At 42.2% G+C, this 23,412-nt stretch carries 24 protein-coding genes; 2 read left to right on the top strand and 22 right to left on the bottom strand.

Going from position 1 to position 23,412, the window contains the following annotated elements; all coding sequences use genetic code 11:
* Positions 1-71: 71 nt before the first annotated feature.
* Together dapF and RZO55_RS01345 are read right to left on the bottom strand one after the other, a co-directional pair.
* A complete protein-coding gene (gene dapF / locus RZO55_RS01350; RefSeq protein WP_318062508.1) occupies positions 72-932 on the bottom strand; it encodes a diaminopimelate epimerase in 861 nt (286 codons plus the stop codon).
* A gap of 2 nt (positions 933-934) precedes the next feature.
* A complete protein-coding gene (locus RZO55_RS01345) occupies positions 935-1,951 on the bottom strand; it encodes a D-alanine--D-alanine ligase family protein (RefSeq protein ID WP_318062507.1) in 1,017 nt (338 codons plus the stop codon).
* A gap of 140 nt (positions 1,952-2,091) precedes the next feature.
* Here RZO55_RS01345 and RZO55_RS01340 point away from each other — a divergent pair, with 140 nt between their 5' ends.
* Positions 2,092-2,958, top strand: a complete 867-nt coding sequence (locus RZO55_RS01340) for an AraC family transcriptional regulator (protein WP_318062506.1) — start codon at positions 2,092-2,094, stop codon at positions 2,956-2,958.
* Between the two features lie 48 nt (positions 2,959-3,006).
* On the opposite strand, the gene RZO55_RS01335 is transcribed toward RZO55_RS01340, so the two are convergent.
* The 19 genes from RZO55_RS01335 to RZO55_RS01245 form a co-directional block, all read right to left on the bottom strand.
* Positions 3,007-4,299: an O-antigen polymerase gene (locus RZO55_RS01335; protein ID WP_318062505.1), complete on the bottom strand. Its 1,293-nt coding sequence runs from the start codon at positions 4,297-4,299 to the stop codon at positions 3,007-3,009.
* A 101-nt stretch (positions 4,300-4,400) separates the two neighbouring features.
* The gene (gene ptsP, locus RZO55_RS01330; RefSeq protein WP_318062504.1) at positions 4,401-6,116 is read right to left on the bottom strand and encodes a phosphoenolpyruvate--protein phosphotransferase; all 1,716 of its coding nucleotides are present in this window, start codon (positions 6,114-6,116) and stop codon (positions 4,401-4,403) included.
* A 33-nt stretch (positions 6,117-6,149) separates the two neighbouring features.
* Positions 6,150-6,413: an HPr family phosphocarrier protein gene (locus RZO55_RS01325; RefSeq protein WP_318062503.1), complete on the bottom strand. Its 264-nt coding sequence runs from the start codon at positions 6,411-6,413 to the stop codon at positions 6,150-6,152.
* Between the two features lie 52 nt (positions 6,414-6,465).
* Positions 6,466-7,770, bottom strand: coding sequence for a CdaR family protein (locus RZO55_RS01320; RefSeq protein ID WP_318062502.1), 1,305 nt, complete (start codon positions 7,768-7,770; stop codon positions 6,466-6,468).
* Positions 7,748-8,629, bottom strand: coding sequence for a diadenylate cyclase CdaA (gene cdaA, locus RZO55_RS01315; protein ID WP_439100008.1), 882 nt, complete (start codon positions 8,627-8,629; stop codon positions 7,748-7,750). The genes RZO55_RS01320 and cdaA overlap by 23 nt, the downstream gene beginning before the upstream one ends.
* 17 nt (positions 8,630-8,646) lie before the next feature.
* Positions 8,647-9,594, bottom strand: a complete 948-nt coding sequence (locus RZO55_RS01310) for an ABC transporter permease (RefSeq protein WP_318062501.1) — start codon at positions 9,592-9,594, stop codon at positions 8,647-8,649.
* On the bottom strand, positions 9,591-10,019 hold the full coding sequence (locus RZO55_RS01305) for a hypothetical protein (RefSeq protein WP_318062500.1): 429 nt from the start codon (positions 10,017-10,019) through the stop codon (positions 9,591-9,593). Before RZO55_RS01305 ends, RZO55_RS01310 begins: the two co-directional genes overlap by 4 nt.
* Positions 10,020-10,139: 120 nt before the next feature.
* Complete coding sequence (locus RZO55_RS01300) at positions 10,140-11,351, bottom strand: ABC transporter permease (RefSeq protein ID WP_318062499.1); 1,212 nt, start codon at positions 11,349-11,351, stop codon at positions 10,140-10,142.
* Between the two features lie 8 nt (positions 11,352-11,359).
* Positions 11,360-12,568 (bottom strand): ABC transporter permease, encoded by a 1,209-nt coding sequence (locus RZO55_RS01295; RefSeq protein WP_318062498.1) that lies wholly within the window; start codon positions 12,566-12,568, stop codon positions 11,360-11,362.
* Entirely contained in the window at positions 12,562-13,353 is a 792-nt protein-coding gene (locus RZO55_RS01290) for an ABC transporter ATP-binding protein (protein WP_318062497.1), read from the bottom strand. Before RZO55_RS01290 ends, RZO55_RS01295 begins: the two co-directional genes overlap by 7 nt.
* Positions 13,354-13,365: 12 nt before the next feature.
* On the bottom strand, positions 13,366-14,745 hold the full coding sequence (locus RZO55_RS01285; protein ID WP_318062496.1) for an efflux RND transporter periplasmic adaptor subunit: 1,380 nt from the start codon (positions 14,743-14,745) through the stop codon (positions 13,366-13,368).
* Between the two features lie 155 nt (positions 14,746-14,900).
* The gene (locus RZO55_RS01280; RefSeq protein WP_318062495.1) at positions 14,901-15,182 is read right to left on the bottom strand and encodes a hypothetical protein; all 282 of its coding nucleotides are present in this window, start codon (positions 15,180-15,182) and stop codon (positions 14,901-14,903) included.
* Between the two features lie 10 nt (positions 15,183-15,192).
* Complete coding sequence (locus RZO55_RS01275; RefSeq protein WP_318062494.1) at positions 15,193-16,056, bottom strand: glycine betaine ABC transporter substrate-binding protein; 864 nt, start codon at positions 16,054-16,056, stop codon at positions 15,193-15,195.
* Positions 16,057-16,073: 17 nt separating this feature from the next.
* The gene (locus RZO55_RS01270) at positions 16,074-16,907 is read right to left on the bottom strand and encodes an ABC transporter permease (RefSeq protein WP_318062493.1); all 834 of its coding nucleotides are present in this window, start codon (positions 16,905-16,907) and stop codon (positions 16,074-16,076) included.
* Complete coding sequence (locus RZO55_RS01265) at positions 16,900-18,093, bottom strand: quaternary amine ABC transporter ATP-binding protein (RefSeq protein ID WP_318062492.1); 1,194 nt, start codon at positions 18,091-18,093, stop codon at positions 16,900-16,902. Before RZO55_RS01265 ends, RZO55_RS01270 begins: the two co-directional genes overlap by 8 nt.
* A 386-nt stretch (positions 18,094-18,479) precedes the next feature.
* Positions 18,480-19,118: a GntR family transcriptional regulator gene (locus RZO55_RS01260; protein ID WP_318062491.1), complete on the bottom strand. Its 639-nt coding sequence runs from the start codon at positions 19,116-19,118 to the stop codon at positions 18,480-18,482.
* A gap of 85 nt (positions 19,119-19,203) precedes the next feature.
* Positions 19,204-19,473 (bottom strand): hypothetical protein, encoded by a 270-nt coding sequence (locus RZO55_RS01255; RefSeq protein ID WP_318062490.1) that lies wholly within the window; start codon positions 19,471-19,473, stop codon positions 19,204-19,206.
* Between the two features lie 89 nt (positions 19,474-19,562).
* Positions 19,563-20,057 (bottom strand): hypothetical protein, encoded by a 495-nt coding sequence (locus RZO55_RS01250; protein WP_318062489.1) that lies wholly within the window; start codon positions 20,055-20,057, stop codon positions 19,563-19,565.
* On the bottom strand, positions 20,041-20,325 hold the full coding sequence (locus tag RZO55_RS01245) for an MFS transporter (protein ID WP_318062488.1): 285 nt from the start codon (positions 20,323-20,325) through the stop codon (positions 20,041-20,043). Before RZO55_RS01245 ends, RZO55_RS01250 begins: the two co-directional genes overlap by 17 nt.
* 125 nt (positions 20,326-20,450) lie before the next feature.
* Here RZO55_RS01245 and RZO55_RS01240 point away from each other — a divergent pair, with 125 nt between their 5' ends.
* Positions 20,451-21,653 (top strand): helix-turn-helix transcriptional regulator, encoded by a 1,203-nt coding sequence (locus tag RZO55_RS01240; protein ID WP_318062487.1) that lies wholly within the window; start codon positions 20,451-20,453, stop codon positions 21,651-21,653.
* 9 nt (positions 21,654-21,662) lie between these two features.
* Here RZO55_RS01240 and RZO55_RS01235 read toward each other — a convergent pair whose 3' ends face one another.
* The gene (locus RZO55_RS01235) at positions 21,663-23,411 is read right to left on the bottom strand and encodes a glycoside hydrolase family 3 protein (protein WP_318062486.1); all 1,749 of its coding nucleotides are present in this window, start codon (positions 23,409-23,411) and stop codon (positions 21,663-21,665) included.
* Position 23,412 lies beyond the last annotated feature (1 nt).

Below are 23,412 nucleotides of genomic sequence, written 5' to 3'. Positions count from 1 at the left end.
TTACCACCGCATCAGCCGCGGGATTACTCCCTAAGCTTTCTGCGGATAGCTGTCATGCCAAAACTATATTTTTACTGTAGTGCCTTCACCTGTTCTGCAAATTCATGGGACAATGTAAATCTTCCCACATAGCCGACTTCTCCTGTCATGAGAACACTGTAATCCTCTTTAATTTCCACTTCAAGGACTCCGCCTGGCATATGCACATACATCTTAGGATCTGTCAGTCCCATGCGGTACGCAGCGCCAGCAGCTGCACAGCCGCTGGTCCCGGATGCAAGGGTATAACCAGCGCCTCTTTCATAGATCTCTATCTCAATATTGGTACGGTCCAGTACTTTTAAAAGCTGGGTATTAATCCTTTCAGGGAAATACTCCGCATTTTCAGAATGCTTTCCAATCCGGCATACCAGATCTTTAGAGATATCATTTAACCAGATTACGCAGTGAGGATTTCCGATATTTACACAGGTAACACGGTAAGGAATGCTTCCAAAGAGCATGGTTTCATTTAAAACCTCTCGTCTCGGACCTGTTACAGGAATCTCATCGCTGTAAAAATTGAGTTTTCCCATGGAGACCTTAATTCTGGTTCCCTCTTCATTTAAGTACTGAATGGTTTGTTCTCCGCTTAATGTGGTGACCACGAATTTATTCTTCTGGACATAACCGGCATCCTTTAGATATTTTCCAAATATGCGGACTCCGTTCCCGCTTATCTCTGCTTCACTTCCGTCAGGATTTAAAATCTTTACTTCCAGCTTATCCTGCCCCAGTATGGGGCCTACCAGCAGACCGTCTGAGCCTACCCCAAAGTTCCGGTCACAGATGAGTCTGATATTCTCCTTTGTCAGCCGGCATTCATTCTTGTTGGGATCAAAAATCAGATAATCGTTTCCCAGACCATGATATTTTTCCAAAGTAATGTTCATTTTTATACCCCTTTCCCATGCTTCACAATCGTGTCACACAGTTCATTATAAGATATTCCTGCAGCTGCTGCCTCCTGAGGGAGTAAGCTGTAAGGTGTCATTCCCGGTAATGTATTTGCTTCCAGACAATATATGCTGCCGTCCTCTGCCATCATAAAATCCACTCTGGAGTAATAGCCAAGCCCAAGAGTCTTATGTACTCTTAAAGCCAGATCAGCCAGATAGCCTGCTTCCTTCGCCGACAGGGATGCAGGACAGATTTCCTCTGTCTTTCCAGGCTGGTATTTGTTCTCATAATCATAGAAACCACATTTGGGTATGATCTCAATAACAGGAAGAGCAGTTCCTCCCAGAATCCCTACAGAAAATTCTCTGCCTGAAATTTTTGCTTCTGCAAGTATGGCAGCTTCACAGGTAAATGCAGTCTCAACTGCCTTTATCCACTGGTCATCTGTTTCAACGATGGAAACGCCAATACTGGATCCGCAGCCGCACGGTTTAACAACACAGGGGATTTTAAAAGGCTCCGTATTTGTTCCCTTTTCGTAAAGTCTCCAGTCCGGAGTAGGAATATTCGCATCCCGCATCAAAAGCTTTGCCAGGTGTTTATCCATCGCCTTAAAGCACCCTTCGTACCCGGTTCCAGTATATGGGATCCCGTATCCGTCAAGAACTGCCTGAATCTGTCCGTTTTCACCCGCTCCTCCGTGAAGCGCCAGAAAAACCGTCTCCGCCTGCATACACGCTTCTATTACCCGGCTGCCCAGAATCCTGCGATTGCTGCCGATTCGTTTTAACTGTTCTAAATCCGGAGCACTTTTTCCAATATGTCCGGTAAAGGTTTCTCCGTCTTTCAGGCTTACAAACCGGATCTCTATACCATCAGGGATTCCCAGATAGGAATCCACAAGACATACTTCATGTCCCTGTTCCATCAGCGCGTTTGTAATCATGGCACCCGATGATAAAGAAACCTCCCGTTCGGGGCTGTATCCGCCCGCCAGTACCGCTATTTTCATCGTTCATTCCTTTTCATTCCATTATTTGATTGATACCTACTATTATAAACAGCACAATCCATCATTTCTATTCATATAATGCTTTATATATTGCAAAAAGTGTTGTATTATAAAATCGACGGGAGGTGTAATCAGCCATAATGAATAACTATGAAAAGCGGGGATATCTAAACAGCGATTTTAAGCTGTTTCATCTTCTCGATGAAGGAAACCAGAACTACGAATACCATTATCACGATTTTGATAAAATCATTATTTTTATTCAGGGATCTGTGACTTACCGGATTGAAGGCTGTGCTTATTCCCTTGAACCGTATGATATCATCTTAGTAAATCAGAATGACATACATAAACCAGACATAGCTTCACATGTTCCTTACGAGAGAATCATCGTCTATCTTTCTCCTGGATTCTTGCATGCATACCAGTCCGAGGCCTATGATTTAAGTGCATGTTTCCAAAAATCCAAAGAACTCCATTCTCATGTTCTGAGGATCCATTCCATGGAGAAAAGCAGCCTGTATCAGACTCTTGCCAACTTAGAATATGCCTGCACCCACGACGGCTATGCAAAAGATTTATACTGCCAGGTGGTCTTTCTGGAATTCATGATCCAGTTAAACCGTGCCTCACTGACAAACCGGGTCCAGTATCTGCCCCCTTCCACCGGTGATGCCAGAATCTTAAGCATGATGGATTATATTAACAGCCATCTGACGGATGATATGACGGTGGACTCTATTGCAGAAACATTTTTCATCAGCCGCTACCATCTGATGCATCTTTTTAAAGCTGAAACCGGATATACACTTTTCGATTATATCACAGAAAAACGGCTCTTACTTGCTAGAGAACTCATAAGAACTGGTATTTCCGTTACAGAAGTATGCTTTTCCTGCGGATTTAAAAATTATTCCACATTTTCAAGAGCTTACAAGAATAAGTTCCACATTTCTCCCTCTGATACCGTAAAAGGGGACACCATTCTGCTATCCTATAACAGCTGAATAAAAAAAGCGCATGAAACCGGTGTTAAACCGGAACCATGCGCATAACTATTCATGCCTTCCATTATTCTTCCAGGAACAGAAAACATATAAGGCGCCAGTCACTGCCAAATAAAACCAGGTTGCCGGATTGCTGAACCAGGTTGTAAAAAATGACAGAATCAAATACATGGCAAACTGGGCATAAAACAGATAACCAATGGGATTTCTCACCCGCTTTATAAACCGCATCAGGAAAAATCCAACAGCTCCCAGGATACAGCTGAACAAAAGCACTCCAATAATGCCAAAATCATAAAACGAATCATAAAACAAAGTGACTGTTGTCAGCTCTTCCTTTGTTACATAAATAGGGAAATCCACCAAAGCAGGCACCAGGAATTTAAGTCCGGATAATGCCCACAAAGGGAACAGCATTCTAAGTCCAAACGTATGGGATGGAAGCCATTCCACCAGGCAGTTGAAATTATCGTAGTTATTGGCAATATACATGTACGGCTGCGTGATAAAAATCGGCATCTGGCTGTATTTCATCTGAAAAATACCATTTAAATAAGTGACATCATGTCCCCTGGCTATGGTAAGAATTATATAGATGGGAATCATACCTGCCAATAGTCCTGCCCCATATATAATCTTCAGCCTGTTCTCCATGGCAATATAGGTGAGAATTGCCAGACCTACTGCCAGAATCAGCTGAAAGCGGGAAACGCATAGAACCGGGATCACACAGGCAATGAGATCCATAAGCACTGCCAGGATCAGCCTGATCCCATTCCTTCCCTGTTCGATGCTGATATACAGCACGGAAAGAGCAGGTACCAGAACACAGGATACCGTGAAATAATGGAGCCCTGTGATGTGAAACGTAGAATATGCATGAGGCATTCCCTTGATAAAAAATGGAATAAATCCAAGAATCGCCGCCTCTGCAAGGAATGCTAAAAGTGACAGTACCGTAGTGATAAGCATCGCCAGAAAAAGCGGTTTTTCATATCCCTTAAAGCTGAACCATCTGGACCGCTGTCCTCCTGATGCGCCCTGCGTTCTGATCAGAAACTCATACGTCCCCCAGAAACCTAAGTATGCCAGCAGAAAGCAGAACCAGGTGATGATACTCCAGTCGGATGACAGTTCTGACAGCTTTAAGCATGCAATGCCCTGTCCTCCCACCCAAAATAAGGAAAATAATCCCCGTAAATGAATGATATTCTCTGTTCTACGGTAATCACACCAGTAGAGAAAGAAAGCTGCAAGCATGAGAATCAAACCGGAAAGCCAGTAATAACCGGCTCTTGCAAATAGATAAGATGCTGCATAACTGATCAGATAAACGCTCATTGTAACATATCCCCTTTTGTAAATAATCACCTTTTACCCTTTTTTTGAAAAAATGCAGCCGCCTTCATGGCAACAGCTGCATTCTTTCTATCATCAGTCTATTATGAACGGCTGATAAAATCTTTCATATAATCTTCCACTTCTTTTACAGTTGCAAAGGACATGGCCTTATTGGCAACTTCCTTAAGCTCCTGTGTGCTGTAACCCGTAATCAGCTTTCTTGCATTTAAAATTGCAGATGCACTCATACTGAACTCATTTAAACCAAAAGCAAGAAGAAGCGGTATTAACAATGGATCGCTTGCGGCTTCTCCGCACATACCAACCATAATTCCTTCTTTTCTTCCGCATTCAATCACATGGCGGATGCTTCTTAAGACGGCCGGATTAAGAGGAGAGTAAAGATAGGATACTTTGTCATTGCCCCGGTCTACAGACATGGTGTACTGGGTCAGATCATTGGTTCCGATACTGAAGAAATCAACTTCTCTGGCAAATACATCTGCCATCAGGGAAGCTGCCGCTGTTTCCACCATGATTCCAACCTGGATATCTTTATTATAAGCAATGGAGTTTTCATCCAGTTCTTTCTTAATCTCATCTACGAAAGCTCTCGCTTCCCGATATTCTTCCAGACACGTTACCATAGGCACCATAATCCGGATATTACCAAATGCGCTTGCTCTTAAAAGTGCGCGGATCTGAGGACGGTATACATCTTCCTTCCTATCCAGACAGAAACGAATAGCACGATATCCAAGGAACGGATTCTCGTCCTTTTCCAGACCCATATAAGGGATTTCTTTGTCTCCGCCGATATCCAGAGTACGAATGATAACCGGTTTCCCGTTCATAGCAGCCGCTACCTTGCGGTATGCCTCAAACTGCTCATCTTCCGTGGGCATGCTTGACCGGTCCATAAAAAGAAATTCCGTCCGGAACAGACCGATGCCTTCTCCGTCATATTGAAGAACCTTCTCCACATCCTCCGGCTTACCGATATTGGCAACCAGTTCGATAGTCACACCATCCTTTGTGATAGTTGGCTTTCCGATGTATTGCTCCAGTTCCTTCTTTTCTTTTAAGAATGTATCCCTTTTCGCTGTGTACTCTTCCCTTACTGCCTGATCCGGGTCTGAAAAAACCACTCCCTCTGATCCATCCAGTATCAGCTCTGTGCCATCTGAGATCTGGCTCATAAAGCCATCCACTGCAACCACTGCAGGGATCTCTAAGGCTCTGGCAAGAATGGCACTGTGAGATGTCTTTCCGCCCAGCTCGGTTACGATACCGGTTACGTTTAACGGATTGATTCCTGCTGTCATGGACGGTGTTAAGTCCCTTGCCACCAGAATGCTTCCTGCAGGAAGAGATCCGATATCCACGGAACTGACTCCCAGAAGGATCTTCTGCATACGGGTTTTAATATCACGCATATCCGTAGCCCGCTGCTGCATCAGCTCATCTCCCATGGAGGCAAACATATCAGCATACGTATTGCATACGGTTTCGATTGCATATTCACTGTTAACCGTCTCTCCAGAGATGGTATTCTCGATTTCACCAACCAGCATGGGATCAGAAAGCAGCAGCAGATGGCCGTTAAGAATCTCAGCTTCCTTTTCTCCGACTCTTGTGGCAAGATCTTTTGCCAGAGCATCGGTTTCCTCCATGGTCTGGTTTAAAGCCTTCTGAAAGCGGGCTTTTTCCGCATCCACATCTGTGATTGTGTCTTTCTTAATCTTCAGTTCTGTCTCTTCTACGATAACGGCTTTCCCAATTCCAATTCCCGCAGATGCGCTTGTTCCTTTAAACATAAAATCCTCCTTATTAATTAAAAATGAAAACATCTATTCACCAAGGCCCCCCTCAACAGCCTTGATCATGGTCGCCAGAGCTTCCTCTTCGTCTGCTCCCTCACAGACAAAGGTAATTTCATCGCCGCTTTTTACACAGGCACCCAACACACTAAGTACACTTTTGGCATTGGCAGTGGTGTTCTTAAAACGAAAACTCACTGTTGAATTAAAGTTCATGGCTTCCCTACAAAGAATCCCCGCCGGTCTCAAGTGCAGACCGGTAGGATTCTTTATAACAACTTTAGCACTGACCATACTGAATTTCCTCCAAACTTTTTACATACTAATCATCTGAATGACCAGTCTTTTACTGTGCAGAACTTTCTGTCGTCTCAGACACAGTGGTGCTTTGCGTCTCTGTCGAAACCGTGTTTTCTTTTGCAACCGTAACATTGAACGGTGTATACACGGTGACTTCAAATCCTTCCGCAACTTCAAAATGAATCATTCCGGGATATGTGCCGGGATTCAGATCTGAAACATCAAGAACAGCATTTAAATTCTCTTCTTTTAATGCATCTAAATCTTCCTTCAGTCCCTTCACAGTAACATCACAGGTCTGCTTGTCAAAACTATAATTGTAATCCTCAGACATCCCCTTCTTGTCAAGGTTGCTTAACTGAAGGGTAAATACCCGGGTGGTCAGTGGCTCCACTTTCAGTTTTACGGATACGTCTTTATATTCATCACCTGCAATGGTGGTATTCGGCGGCAGATACTGGCTCAAATCCAGCCGTACTATTTTATCTTTTGTGGCACCGTCTATATTCAGCTTATCTGATGATACATCGATGGACGTCAGAGAAGCAAGCACAGATTTAGTTCCTGCAACAGCAACCGATTTTACATCTGACTCCAGCCCGGTATAGCGGTATCCCTTTGCAACCTGACCCGTAACTTCAAAATTAAGGGGAAGGTTCTTTGCTTTCAATATCTGAACATAATAATCAATTTGCGACTTGTTCACAGTCACTTTATCTGACAGGTTCAGCTTATTGCCGTTTGCATCATAAAACAGCGGCTCAGCAGTCGCATTGATATCTGAAGTCGTATTGGCGGCAATCTGAATTTCCACTCCCATATGGTTGATCTGTCCCACCAACGATTCCGGTCCTTCCACTGTGACATGATCAGGAACCAGATTAATGGTTCCAGGCTGGTAGCCTTCCTTGGCTTTTCCTTTGGTAACCACCTGTAAATCAAATCGTTTGGTCTGAAGCTGTTCCGTAATGATCCGGATTACCATAGGCTTTGCCGTAATGGTATCGCTTTTTACCAGACCTTCCTTATCTTTATTTATCTCCACTGTAACCGGAACTGCACCTGTTACATTGTAATCTTTCAAATCCACATATGCCTTAAAGTCTGATGCCTTTATCAGAGACCGGTCTCTGGTTCTCACCTGGTAGTAGACTGCCACCATATCCTTGCCGTCGATTTCATAGGTTAAGTCTGCTGCCTTTAAAGCCTCCTCATTACGAACCTCAACAGGAACAAGCTGGGAGTCACCAATGACAGGGTTGGATATGTTTACAATCGCCATCCACACGCCAAAAGCAAGCACCAGAGACGCAACTTTCAGTCCAAGGTTATTTAAGAGCTTTTCCTTCATTCTTACGCCTTCCCTTCAAAATCCTGAATCTGCTTCCTTCCTCTCCGGCCTGCTTTACACCAGCCAGAACGGTTCTCAGCATATCTGCATCTGCAATACGCTTTAAACCTCCTTCCAGTGCAACCGTCACCCTTCCGGTTTCTTCAGAAACCACGATGGTTATGCTGTCACTGACTTCACTCACTCCGACTGCTGCCCTGTGTCTGGTTCCCAGATCCTTACTTATGGTCATATTATCGGACAACGGCAGATAACAGGTCGCCGCTGCAACCCTGTTTCCACGAATTACCACAGCCCCGTCATGAAGAGGGGTATTATGCTCAAAAATATTAATCAGAAGCTGGCTGCTGACAATTCCCCCCACTTCTATCCCAGTCCTTTCAATCTCTTTTAAGGAATCACTCCGTTCAATCACAATGAGTGCTCCCGTCTTTACCTTCCCCATCTCAAAAGTGGCTTTTACCAGTTCATTAATTGTCTTATCGGTAAATCCCGAATTATCTCTTCCATCGTCAAAGGTAAGTATTCCTGTAAATGGATTCTTGCTGCCCAGCTGCTCTAAGGCCTTTCGCAGTTCCGGCTGGAAGATTACAATTACCATGGTCACTGCCGGAGCAGCGATCTTATTGAGGATCCAAAAAATATTATCCAAGCGGAAAACGTAAGCAAAGAGATAAAAAACAAAGATTACAATAATACCTTTGAGCAGTGTCCAGGCTTTCGTATTCATAATCCATGCAAGAAGCTCATAGAGCAAAACTGCTATGATAACAATCTCAACCAGATTCGTTTTTGATATTCTGGGAAGGAACGATACCCAGGAATACATATTATCTAAAAAGTTTGCCAAGTCATCCACCTCCCTATTTGTTCTTCTTACCTTTGCGGTCTCTGGAGTTTTCTGGCATTGATTTTCTGAACTTTTACATCAGGGGTGCTGACTGTCAGCTTGGGAACTGCCTTGACGTAATAATAATAGTCATCATCTTCAAACTGTACGTACTCCGTCCGCGAATAATCCACTGTAAATACAAAAAATGTGTAGATTCCTGCAAGTACAACAGAAACAAGGACTCCTCCAAAAAGTTCCAGAACAGATACCGATACATCCGCTGTAATGTCACCAATGAAAATAACACTAAGCTGTGCAATGGTTCCTGCAATAATGGCTATAATCCAGGAATAATCCATGGAAAGCCCCCGTATAATCACCACAATTAACAGTGCCAGAGTAAATGCAAGCACCATAATTAACATCAGTTTGTTTGCAAGCAGACTCTTCATCAACTGCATAAACTTCTGCATCTCATCTGCAGCCAAATCATTGGTCAGCACTCCCGCATTCTGTTTCACATACAGGAGCGTATAATAGATAAATACGCCGCAGCCCACCGGTATTACGGAAACAATTCCTCCGGAGAGTCCCACAATCAAAGGGATTGCATAGGGGATCTTCAATAGGAAAAAGACCGGTGTCAATATCAAAAGATAGCTGTCTCCTGGCTGAAAACCATAATACAGCAGGCCAACCACAAGGATAAACACTGCCATAACCAGGGTAACTTCCAGTGAAATTCCTGACAGATGAGCAAGCATAAAACTGGCAGCAAGAAAGGAAATTGCTCCATAAGGAAGAAAAGAGCAGACCAAAGCCAGAACCAGCGGGATAAGCGGTTCTGTCAGCTTCGTCATAAATCCAATATTCTTGTTCATCAAAGAAAAAGCCAGAAAACTGAATATAAATTTGATAACAGGAGTGATATAGATTCCATACCTTGCATAAAACTCTTTTAGTCGTTCTCTTAAGACAAGAAGGCCCATCATGATGTACGCCCTCCTTTTATTCTTTTTATTGATCTGGTATTTCCATCATATCGCTTGTCCAGCCTCTTTAATTTTGCCAGATAAACCTTGATTCCACGGCTGGCATACTCGTAACGCTTCATATATATAGAGATGCTGATAACCAGATAAACCGCAAGACCGGTAGCGTAGACAATGCCAACCTTTATTCCAGTATCCATCAGACTCTTTATGTCCATGGTATTCAACCAGCGTTCCATATAATAAAGTCCCCATAACAGAAGGCAGGCAAGAAAGCTGAACGTGTAGCTGAAAAAGGAGCGAAACAGCTTGCTGCTGACGTAGTCACTTCTAAAGTACCGGTTGATCGGAAAAATCCTTTTCCCTTCCTTTTTCTCAAACATCGCGAGATTCGTCATGATTTTTATTTTTTCTTCACTCAGCATATGGTCTCCTCACTATACCATAAGATATCACCTTATTATAGCATAGAACATGTTACTTTGCGAGCCAATTAAGGAATTTTTTATTTTTGAGAAAAAAAGCACAGCAAGACTGCTGCGCTTTTACTCATACCTCAAGGCATCAATAGGATCTTTTCCCGCTGCTTTGGAAGCCGGATAAATGCCAAAAAACAGGCCAACCAGTGCAGAAAATCCAACAGCCACGATAATTACCAGCGGTTTGATTACAACTGTCATTCCAAGAAGTGTACCTCCAAGGAAAACCAGCCCCGCTCCCGATACAACACCTATTATTCCCCCTATTGCTGAAAGGATTGCTGATTCAGTCAGAAACTGAACCATAACATCCCCGGTTTTTGCTCCAAGAGCCTTGCGAATGCCGATTTCACGGGTTCGTTCTGTTACGGAAACCAGCATGATGTTCATAATTCCTATGCCTCCGACGAGAAGGGAAATTGCGGCAATTCCACCTACGGCTGCAGACAAGCCGCCCATAACCTGATCAACGCTTCCCATTTCACTGGATACGGAATAAAAGGTAACATCTTCTCTTTTCCTGTTCTTCATATTCGCTATATACTGGGAAAATCGGTCAGAAAAGGTTTTCATATCGGTCCCCTCTTTTGCGTACAGCCTGATATTGTAAATCGAATCATTTGGCCATACCAAAATTGTCTCCGGCAGATAACCTTCTTGCTTTTCATCGGCTCCTCCCATCATGGCCTCTAATGGATTCACCTTCTTGCGGTATACTCCTACCACGTCGTAATCAGCTGTATCTCCGTAAAAAGTCGTCCGGAAAGTCTTTCCTACGGCATCCTCCGTGCCAAAAAGCGCTTTCGCACCTTTTGCCTCCAGAACAACATGATTTTTTCTGCCCTTTATATCAGCCTCATTTAAATTCCTGCCATATATAATATTAATCTCATGAACGTCGGGATAATTGGCACGAATACCCTCAAACGCAAATTTTACCTTGTTTCTGCCGAAAACAGCTTCTGCATTCTGCCTTGCATCAGCATCTATATAACTGATCTCATCTCCGTAAACTTCTTTGATCCGGTCAATTTCATCCACACTGAAATAATCACTGTCTCTCATGTCACTGCCGTCAGAGGGCCAGACATAAACAGAAGCCAGGGTTGTTCCCGCATCCTTGTAGATATCTGAAATCATAAACCTCATGGTATCACCAATGGATACAATGGCAATCACCGACCCGATACCAATGATAATTCCCAGCATGGTAAGAAGAGACCTCATTTTGTTCGCTTTTATGGCATGAACTGCCATAGTCATATTTTCAAACAGCATGTTTCCTCCTATTCATACCTCAAAGCTTCTATCGGGTCTGCCTTTGCTGCTTTCGAAGCCGGATAAAGCCCGAAAAATATTCCCACCATTCCGGAAAATCCAACTGCCAGAACAACCACAGAGGGTCTTACGATTACGGCCGTTTTTAAAACAGCTCCTCCAATCATTACAATTGCCACACCAAGGATAATTCCAATGATACCGCCGCATGCGGACATCAATGCTGATTCGGTTAAGAACTGAATCATAATATCCTTTGTCCTTGCGCCAAGTGCTTTTCTGATTCCAATCTCTCTGGTACGCTCTGTCACAGAAACCATCATGATGTTCATGATTCCGATTCCACCTACAAGCAAAGAGATCGCAGCAATTCCTCCTACAGCTGCAGACATGGCTGAAAGAGTGGTATCCATGCTTCCCATCTCATCTTTTACTGTATTAACCATAATTTCTGATTCTTTGCGTCCCTTTATTTTTGCTACATACCTGGTTATCATAGGCTGAAACTCTTTCATGTTCACTCCGTCACGTACATAAACGTTCAATACCCGGAATCTGCCGCCTTTCTTACTGACAACAGTATCAGGTATGAATCCTGCCTGATTCTGTCCATTCCCCAGAAGCATAGCAGCCATGGGTGACAGATCTTTGTGATACACGCCTACTACAGTGTACTCCTGGGTATCCTTATCAACCGTCATTCGGAAGGTACGTCCTACACAGTCCGCAGTACCAAATAACTTCACCGCGCCCTTATCTTCCAGCACTACGTGATTCGCTGCCTTTTTCACATCAGCTTCATTTATAAATCTGCCGTAAATAATATTCTGCGGCTGAACATCCGTAAAATTATAATCCACTCCCTGAAAATCGAACTTCACCTTCTTTAAGCGGTTCACAGCTTCTGCATCAGCACTTGAATTGGTGTCAATATACTCTATCTTATCACGGAAGACCTCTTTGACCCTGTCCAGCTCATCTCTGTCAAAATAATCCGAATAGCGAAAATCCTCCACTTCCCATGATACCAGAATTATGGCCCGGTTCACTCCCACATCTTTGTAAGCATCCTTAAATACATTCCTCATGCTGTCGCCCACCGACACAATGGCAATCACTGAGCCAATACCGATTATGATGCCCAGCATCGTAAGAAACGACCGCATTTTATTAGATTTTATGGCATGTATTGCCATACTCATATTTTCTATCAGCATAATGCTTCCCCACTCTGATACTCTGAATTTTCCTCTTTGCCCATCGATACCGGAATATTAGGAGTATCGCTGACCAGCTCGCCATCCCTAAAACGGATTATACGGTTGGTAAACGCTGCGATATCTTCTTCATGAGTAACTAAAACAACGGTTGCCCCTTCGTCATGAAGTTTAGAGAATAATTCCATAATTTCCACGGAGGAAGCGGAATCTAAATTACCGGTAGGCTCATCTGCAAGGATCAGCGGCGGTTCATTGGCAAGAGCTCTTGCAATGGCAACTCTCTGTCTCTGGCCTCCGGAAAGCTCATTTGGCATATGTTCATATCTGGTTCCAAGACCTACACGCTCTAAAAGATCCATGGACCTTTTTTCTCTTGCTTTTTTTGAAATGTGGGCATAAGTCATGGGAAGCTCCACATTCTTTAACGCCGATGTTCTTGATATCAGATTAAATGACTGGAATACAAAGCCGATTTTCCGGTTTCGTATCGCAGATAAATCATCAGACGGCATATCAGCAGTATCAATGCCATCCAGATAATAATGTCCCATGGTCGGCCGGTCCAGACAGCCAAGAATATTCATCAGTGTTGATTTTCCAGATCCGGACTGCCCCATGATAGCAACGAACTCGCCCCGCTTAATTGTTAAGTTCACCCTTTTTAATCCCAGAACCTTAATGGAACCGGTATCATAGATCTTTACCATATCAACCAGTTTTATCAGATCCTCGCTGACATTTTGGGTAATATAGTCAGGGACCACTTCTTTCTTTTTCCACATACTAAATCCCCCTTACGATTGAGACGGAAGCACGTGAACCGCCATTCCATCTGAGATCATGGAGGATGGAGCTTCAATCAGCTGGAGACCTTCTGATAATGCACTCTCATCTTCCGGTATAATCTCCACCTCGATATCACTTTCTACACCTGTTTTTACAGGAATATATTTTACTGTGTTATTGACAACAGACGCAACTGCCATGCTTCCATCCGGATTCTGGATCAGCGCGGAAATGGGAACCACCCATACATCTTCTGCTTTTTGCAGTTCAATCTTGGCCTTTGCTGTAATTCCAGCAATCAGTTTAGAATTCTGGTCAATAATGCGGATGGTGGTAGGAATGACTCGCTCTGTAGAGCCGCCTCCCTTTTCCTCACCAGTAGGAGAAATCGCAGTCACTTCCCCTTTCACTGTATCACCATTTAATATGTCGGCACCTATCTCAACGGGCTGACCCACCTTTACCTTGCCGATGGAATACTCGCTGACATTAATTTTCATCTCCAGAACATCTAAATTATTGATAATGAACATGGGTTTATCATCATCTGTTTTATCTGCAAAACGTCCTACCTTACAATTTACCCGGACCACAGTTCCTGAGATCGGGCTTATTACTTTCGTATTCTCCAGTGCTTCTTTTTTCTGCTGCAGTTCAAATGCTTCTTTTTCAATCTGCAGGGTGTAAGATTCATTGGCAACCGGTTTTCCATCCTTTAGGGTGTAGGTGGTTATCTCCCTTGCCGCATCATTCATGGTGTTGGTAACACCTTCCAGCTCAACTTGTGTTGCGCTGCCCCCCTGGTATAAAGCGAGAGTTCTGTTGTAATTTGCCTTGGCCGTCTCATAGTCCTGTTTTGCCTTTGCATATCCGTTCTCGGCTTCTAACTGTTTATCTTTATATGTACTGACAGCCAGGTCGTAAGCATTCTGAGCTATATCCACTTCTTTTTTGGCATCTTTATCATCAAGAGTAGCCAGCAGCTGCCCCTTCTCTACCTTGTCACCTTCTTTTACCGGGAGATCCAGGATTTCAGCATGCAAATTGGACACAACCTCTACACTGTCCGTTCCCTGAACTGGTCCGCTTACAGAAAGAGTTTCCGTAACCTCCCCCTTCTTTAAAGGTGTTACCGTAACCGGCATCACTGCACTTTTCCCTCCTGCTGCACTGTTAAATGCAATAAAAAGGAATAGTACAGCAGCTACAGAACCTACTATAATTTTCTTTTTCTTACTCCATTTTTTCTTAAACAACTTTTTCTTCTTCTTTTTTCCATGCTCCTCAGACATCAGATGCTCCAGTTCCTTTTCAAAGACATCATCTTCCATAGGTCCGGCTTCCGCCGTCTGCACCTCTTCGTCTATTTTCTTTTTAAACCACTTCATTCTCAAACCCTCCATATCAGTCTCTGTCTCTATCCTATTATAACGTTCTGTTATAATGAATTAAATATTAAAATTCTTATAATTTTCTAAATTTTTCCAGATAATTAAAAAAGACTGCAATAAGGAAGTTTAATTCCTTACGCAGTCTTCTTAAATTACGATTGAATTTTTAATATCATTCCCATATTAATAAGGAATAAACTGGTGATGGTTAAAAACGCAATTCCGGCTCCCTGATACAGATAAGGTATGGAATAAGTCTTTAATCCCCACAGCAGGAGCAGCAGAACTGCATCTCCTCTTAAATAATGTCCAAACAGAGAACTGATACGCTTTTCCTTCTGTGACAAATCCGCTTCACCGGCCAGCAGCCAGCGCACTCGCTGACAGCTGAAAACAATCGATAAAAAGATAAAGAACAGTGCGGCGAATAACATAAAACACCCCTTACTTACCTAACCATGAATTTACCTGATCTTCATTCTCATTCATCCATTTTTTTGCTGTCACAAGGGGATCTTCCTTGCTGTCTTCAATCTTAGCCATCAGATCAGATAATACATCATCCGATAATTTGAAATTTTTGATAAATTCTGCTGCATCCGGCATATCTTTATCAAATCCTTTTCTGCTGTATGCATGAATATTTTCTGCATCACCATAGACCCCTTTTGGATCTTCCAGAACTTTTAAATCCCAACGGGCGAACATCCAATGAGGTGTCCAACCAGTTACAGCAATTGCTTCGTTTTTATCAATTGCCTTCTTTAAGGATGCAGTCATGGCAGGGCCGCTGCCGCTGACCAGTTCGTAATCCAGGCCATACTCATCGATAGCTTCTTCTGTTTTCTTCATAATTCCAGCCCCGGAATCAATTCCTATAATTTTACCGCCAAACTTATCCTTGCTGTCGTTTAACTGGTCAATGCTGTTTATATCAACATAAGACGGAACTACAAGACCGATCTTTGCATTTTCATACTCAACACCCATATCTACAATATCTTTTCCATATTTATCAAGATAATCTTTATGTGTAACCGGCAGCCAGGTGTCAAGAAATAGATCTGTATTTCCGCTTGCCAGTGAAGTAAATACAGGAGCTACATCGGCGAGTACCATATCAACATCGTACCCCATCTTATCTTCCAGTATTGCAGCTGCAAGGTTCGTCATCGCGATTCCTTCTGACCAGTTTACATACCCGATTTTAATCTCCTTTGCTTCCTCCTTCTTAGCGCCAGAAGCACATCCAGTTACCATACTTACCGCTAATCCCATTGTTAAAACACATGCTATAATTTTCTTCATTCAATCTTCCTTTCTTTTTAACCTTTTGCTTTTTTTGATTTACCAATACTCTGAGTAATACGATCCAGGATCATGGCCAGAATTACGACAGCCAGACCACCTTCAAACCCGTCACCAACCTTCATCTGGGATATACCCTTTAATACAACATCACCAAGACCGCCTGAACCAATCATGGCAGAGATAACTACCATGGACAGGGATAACATGATGGTCTGATTTAAACCTGCCAGAATCGTTGGCATAGCCAGCGGAATCTGCACCTTGAAGAGCATCTGTTTTGGAGTTGCTCCAAAGGATCTGGAGGCTTCCACCACATCGGCGGGCACCTGTCTGATCCCCAGGCTTGTTAAACGTACAATAGGCGGCATTGCAAAGATTATGGTTGCAACAGCACCTGGTACCGGACCCAGATCAAAAAAGTAAACTGCCGGGATCAGGTATACGAATGCCGGCATGGTCTGCATAAAATCGAGAACAGGTCTCATGATTTTATTCAACCGGTCGCTTCTTGACATCCAGATCCCCAGCGGAATTCCAATCAACAGTGCGATTAATGTCGCTGTTGTAACAAGAGCAAATGTACTCATGGTCATTTCCCATAATTCAATACTTTTAATAATTAAACAGCCTGCAACTGAAAAAATCGCAGTTCTCTTTCCAGCTGTTACATAAGCCAGGGCTGCAATTAACACCAGCATAATAACAAACGGAATTCCGATATATATAAATTCAAATCCATCAATAATTGACTCTATGCCGACTTTAATTCCCACAAAAAACGACGACCAGTGAATGGTCAGCCAGTCAACACCTTTTTCTACATAAACACCAATTGGCAGCCTAATCATTAACTACCTCCTCTCCCATTATTCCAGCCAGTACAGAGACTTTAAATATAATTCCCTTAATTGTCTGTTCTTCATCCGTAACAACTACCGGATATTTTGAATTCATGAATAATGGTATTAAATCTTCTATTAAAGTATCAGGTGAAACTTCATTGATATCACGATCGATAATTTCGCCTAAATCTTCCTTACCGGAATTGATCAGCTCCAGCGTATCTTCAATCTTAATAATACCCTTGATCTTCTTTTGCTTATCTACCATAAAAACACTGGATATATTGGCTTCCTTCATCTTTCTTACTGCCACTCTTGCACCATCCTTGGTATAAACCAGAGTGTCTGCTGGCTTCATGATGGAACCGGCTGTTACAACTTTCACGCGGTTTACACCCTGAACAAACTCTTTTACATAATCGTTGGCAGGGTTCTTTAATATATCTTCCGGTGTACCGATCTGAACAATCTCTCCATCTTTCATAATCGCTATTCTGTCACCGATTTTTAATGCCTCGTCAAGGTCATGAGTGATGAAAATAATTGTTTTCTGCATTTTAGACTGAATAGAAAGCAATTCATCCTGCATTTCTTTTCTGATCAGGGGGTCCAGGGCACTGAATGCCTCATCCATCAGTAAGATATCAGGGTTAGTGGCTAAGGCTCTTGCAAGACCTACTCGCTGCTGCATTCCACCGCTAAGCTCTGACGGCATGGATTTTTCATAACCCTTTAAGCCAACCAGCTCCAGAGCTTCGTGAGCTTTTTTCATACGTTCATCTAACTTTTCGTTTTGTATCTCCAGACCAAACGCCACATTTTCTTCAATACTGCGGTGAGGCAGCAGTGCAAAATTCTGAAAAACCATACCTATCTTTTTTCTTCTTACTTCTCTTAACTGTGCTTTGTCGCATTGCATGATATTCTGATTGTCTATAAAGACTTCCCCGCTGGTGGGTTCAATGAGACGATTGAGACATCTGATTAACGTTGACTTTCCACTTCCGGACAGTCCCATAACCACAAAGATCTCTCCCTCTTCCACTGCAAAGCTTGCATTGTTAACGCCAATCCCGTGGTCGGTTTCTTTTAATATGTCTTTTTTGGACTGGCCTTTTTTTAACCGTTCCATCACCCGGTGGGGTGTTGTACCAAATATCTTATATAGATTTTTCACTTCTAATTTGGTCATATACTTACCTTCCTTTTTATATTCACAAAAACAGGCATGCGAGTGATCAACATTCTTTTCACTTAGTGTGCTCAATTTTTTGTATAAAAAACAAAACATATTTAGCACTGTTGTATTATCCCGTAACTTTAGATTAGATGATTCAAGGAAATTTTTGATTTGTAAAAGATAAAAAGAATGTGGATTTCAGCTGCATTTCAACTTTAATGTTAGTCTGTTGTGAACTAGACTGAACAAACAACTTGCCTTAATTTGTAAGTTGTCACCTTTAAAAATATAACATAATTATTAAGATCTGTCAACATTCTTAACATTTTACTTCCAAAATGCAGCAAGACCGCAGGATCTCATCCGAGTCCTGCGGCCTTATGGTTTCATTTATTAAGTTAATTTTCAGGATATAAAAATTCCTTCACGCGGTCCGCTGTATCATCCTGCGCAATGAAATAAATCGTATCGCCCTCCGTCAGCGCCACATAGGGTCCTGGTGATTTCATTACCAGATCCTTCCTGCTTACAGCAATCACAGTCGCACCTGTATGCTGCCAGAACTGTATCTCTGTTACCGTCTTATTCAGGTAAACACAGTCATTCGTAATCCGGATCTCAAACGGCATAAAAGGATTCATGGATCGGAAATGTACGGAAGCTTCAATCAGTTCATTCATACACTCATTTAAGTAATCCATCTCTTTCTTCTGGCGGGCCACGCTTTTCATTAAATTCTCTTTAATGGTGTCAATGGTCTCCAGCTTACTGTTCTGCTGAATATAATCCTTCGCCTTCTTCTGGGATCTTATGATAATACCGCTGCCCTTTTCCGATGACACGATGCCTAAGTCACTGAGTATGCAAATGGCCCTGCGGGCAGTTTCCGGAGAAACGCTATACTGGCTTGCAAGGGAGGAGCGGGCATATATCTTCACCCCTTCTCCGTATTCTCCATTTGCAATACGTGCAGCTACCTCAATTGCAATCTGCTGGTATCGTGGTATCACGGTTCTGGTCTTTGGTTTTATGTCCATGTTGTTATCATTTCCTTTTCTGAATTATAATGTTAAACAAATTCAGTATATCCTAAAATCAGACGAAAAACAACCCGTGTTAATACTATATCTCATCATCTGCATCCATGAGAATTCCCAGAATTTTCACAGCCTTCTGGTAACTGATATCTTCCACCTGATGAAGCCGGTTCACTACCTGGCGTGTGAGCAGTCTTTTATCTTCCTCATCAGCGGAAAACACGTGCATAGAGCCTGTTTCCTGCTCTGCCCGGTTCGTCAGTTTAATATAATCATCTGTTATTTCTTCTACACTGTAATTTTTTTCATGATCTTCTTCGCAGACCGTAATCGTATCGCCAATACAAAGTTTCATATCAAGACCTCCCATAGAATATATATAGCACAAACCAGACGAAAAAAAAAGTAGGAAAAGACCAAAAATATGATCTTTCCCAGAGGAAACTAGTATTTTTTTATTTCGTTTAAAGCACTGTTTAAATCTACCATTTTGAAATCAGGATTATTGTCTTTATCACGACTGACAATACTCATAAGAGCCAGCCCTAATGGAATGCCATCATCTTTTATTATTTTTTCAGCTGTTACAGGGGCAAATTTAGATAATGCCTTCATCGCCTCCTGATTCTGAGTGATATCATAAGCACTGTCCTTTAAGGAAAAAAATCCTTCTCTTATCAGATCATCCTCTTTCAAAAACCAGTTTCTTACAGCTTTACCCGCTCCAGAATCAGGTAATCGATAGGACATTTCCTTTTCTGCCGCTCGTTCAAAGGTCGCACAATCCTCTGCACAATCTGCTCCTTCTTCCGCTTCTACACTTTTAACTACAAAGCAATTTTTTCCGGGCAATAACGCTGTATCATTAAAAACAATTATTCCATTTCCATTATTGTGTGCAGAACATATAAATTCTTTTCCGTCATTCCCATTTTCCAAACCGTCCGCCGAACTTATCAATAAGAAAACCAACGATAGGATCTGTAACGCCATCCCACAAACGCATAATAGTAGAAAAACTGGATGCCAATACTACAGCCATCCCTACATATCCATTGAGATAATATGACATAATCATGGTAATTCCCATATAGAGATTCACCGCCATGTTAGCACCGCTGAATCCGAAGATACGCCAGACCGGAACGAAATGTATCCCGTCCTCCTTCATATACTTTTTTATTTTTTCATTTGAGCTGTTATCCATTATGTCCTCCCTGTTTTTTTTACTTTATCAGCTACGCGTAATAGAATAGCATATTTATATTTTTTGTGATAGAATAATATCATTCGAAATAGCAATATATAATTATCCCGGAGAAAGGCAGTAAAATGAAAAATAGTACCTATGAAAAATATACAATTGCAGCGTCTTTAATTCAGGATTTTTATCATTTACAGATTAGTGTATTTGACCAGGAAGATCAAATAGAAAAATTTATTGATAAAAATCGAATTCACAATGTTCAGGCTTTTTTTACCAGTGAGATATTAAACCTTTATACACAGCAATACGTTCCTGATCGAATCTATTATCTGACGGATGCATTCATGGTGCATTTAGTTATCTTTTTTATTGAGGAAAATCCTGTGGTAATAGGTCCTTTCTGCACGCTTCTTATGACGCCCAAGGATGCCCGTACTATATTTGATCAGTACAAAATAACAAACTTAAGCCAGACGGATTTTTTTTCCTATCTCAGTTCGCTCCCCGCCATAAAAGAATCTGAACTTTTTCGCATGGTTTCGTCGTTGATTCATACAGTCTGCCCGCAAAGTCCGGAAAAGCAGATTCAGCATATTAATTTTTTTAATCACACAGCTTTAATACCAAAAGAATATGAAACCCGGGAACACTATACAGAACTTCTTGAAAAACGGTATACTTATGAACAGCATTTTATTCAGGCGATTGAACGCGGAAACTCCAGATCTGCTATTTTTAATCTTCATAATATGCAAATGGATGTGGCCTATTTAAAACGGATTGGAACTACCCTGGAAAATGAGCGGATCGGAGCGGCGATTACCAGAACAACTGTAAGACTTGCCGCACTTCGGTCCGGTCTTCCGGCTATCGTAGTTGACAGAATATCGTCTCAGAACACTGCTGTTACTCATAGTGCAAAAAGCGTGGAAGAAATTCTGACTGCAAAAGAAAAAATGATCCGCGAGTTCTGTAATGCAATCCATCATTACAAAGATCAGAAATATAGTTTCCTCGTACAAAGTGCGTTATACTTTTTTGACCACGAATATTATAAAGATATCAGGATAAAAGAACTTGCTGATGAATTAAACGTATCCCTGAATTACCTGATTTCTGTATTTCGCAAGGAAACCGGCACCACACCTAATTCATATCTGCAAAAAAGCAGAATGAAGCAAGCCTCCATTCTGCTTTCCAGCACCGATATGTCCATGCAGGAAATAAGCAGTTCCGTTGGCATATCAGATGCGAATTATTTTATTAAGGTATTTAAAAAATTGTACGGAGAGACACCAACCAATTACAGGAGAAAATACCGAAGCTAATTTTTCCTTCTACAGTCTGGTATCCCATCTGTCACAGAATACTTTATCATTAGCAGTTCCACAGAATTTACTTTTTCCGCATATTTTTTCAATTGCTGCTCTGATATTCTCCTGATTGCTGCCATAAGCATTCACAAAGGTATGAATCTGGGGTACATCAATTAAGTGATTGGTATAATTGAGGCTGATTCCAATTGTGGGGACCTCCAGATTATACCAGGGAAGTTCACAGCTATGATTGCAGCTCCAGCGAAGGCGGACATTGTTTTCCAGTGCATAACCTTTTACGTTTATCACCAGAAATACAATATCGTGATTATCAATAAAGGACTGTCGTGATTCGTGCCCCAGCATTTTCACAAAGTTCATGGGAGACACTCCGTTTTCCACTTCAAGATCATGGTAATTCGGACATACGTCAACATCAAATCCCGCGCGCTCTAATTCTTTTATTACTGTTTCTTTTACAGGATCGCCTTTGTATCCCTTACTGGTTGGTGTGCTCTGAACGTAAACCAGATATGCTCTCTTTTTTGAATGCACATCAACAGGAATTAGCTGCTTTGTGTCTTTTACCAGCGTAATGCATTCATCTGCTGCCAGTTTTGTAAATGCATGATGTTCTTCACAGCCAATCCATTTGTCTTTCAATTGCTGATCTGGTATTCTTACTGACTCATCGTAAAGATGTAACTTTGCCTTTAACCCAAGGACACGGTGTACTGCGTCGGAAAGCCGCTCCTGTGTTACGCCCCCGTTCTTAATTCCTTCACGAAGATATCCCATATCCTCTTCTACATCATTGGCAAATAAGAACATGTCGCAGCCGGAGGCAATAGCCCTGGGAATGGCATCGCATCGCCTGATCATGGCAGTCATACCAACCATATGAGACGCATCCGTAGTGATGACACCATTGAATTTCATCTCATTCCGGAGCAGATCAGTGATTAATTCTGGGGCAAGTGTTGCCGGCATTATTTCTTCATCTTTTATTCCAGGGCGTAACTTTCTGCTCATTTCCGGTAAGGCAATATGTCCGGCCATAATTGATTCAAGGCCCTCATCAATCATGGTCTGATATACTTTTCGAAAACTACTATTCCATTCTTCCACACTCAGGGAATTTACACCAAGCGCAAGATGCTGGTCCAGTTCTTCCACACCATCTCCTGGAAAATGCTTGCAGCAGCAGGCCATGTTGGGATTCGCTTCTTTAATCCCCTTTATGTATGCCCGGGCATGATCGGTGACTATCTGTGCATTATCACCGAAACTCCTTGTATTCACAATGGTATTTCGCCAGTTCATGTAGATATCTGTAATTGGATTAAACATCCAGTTACAGCCAACCGCAGTCGCTTCCCGGCCAGCCACCAGTCCTATATGATAGGAATGCTCCACATTGCTTCCAGCTCCGCATTCCGCTGCTGTGGCGACAAACGTTCCTTCTGGTATACAGCCGTTTCCACCATCATCACAATTGGCTGCAATCAGTAAAGGAATCTTGCTATACTTCTGATATAACGTATTTTGTAAATAAACTGCTTCCTTATCTCCTCCCTGCCAGCGCAGACCTCCCTGATGAGATTGGCTTACAGAATGCTTTATTTGTTCTTCATTGACTCCGGGAGCTCCTTTCAACAGGATAAACAATTGTCCGATTTTTTCGTCCAATGTCATTTCAGAATAAATCTGTTCCACCCATGAAATCTGTTCTTCATTTAAGCAAAATGGTTGTTCTTTTAAATTTACCAAT

Origin of the sequence: Clostridium boliviensis (assembly GCF_033342255.1) — a bacterium.
GTDB lineage: Bacteria > Bacillota > Clostridia > Lachnospirales > Lachnospiraceae > Lacrimispora > Lacrimispora boliviensis.
The sequence above is the reverse complement of the archived record's forward strand: the minus strand, read 5'-3'. Positions and strand labels throughout refer to the sequence as shown.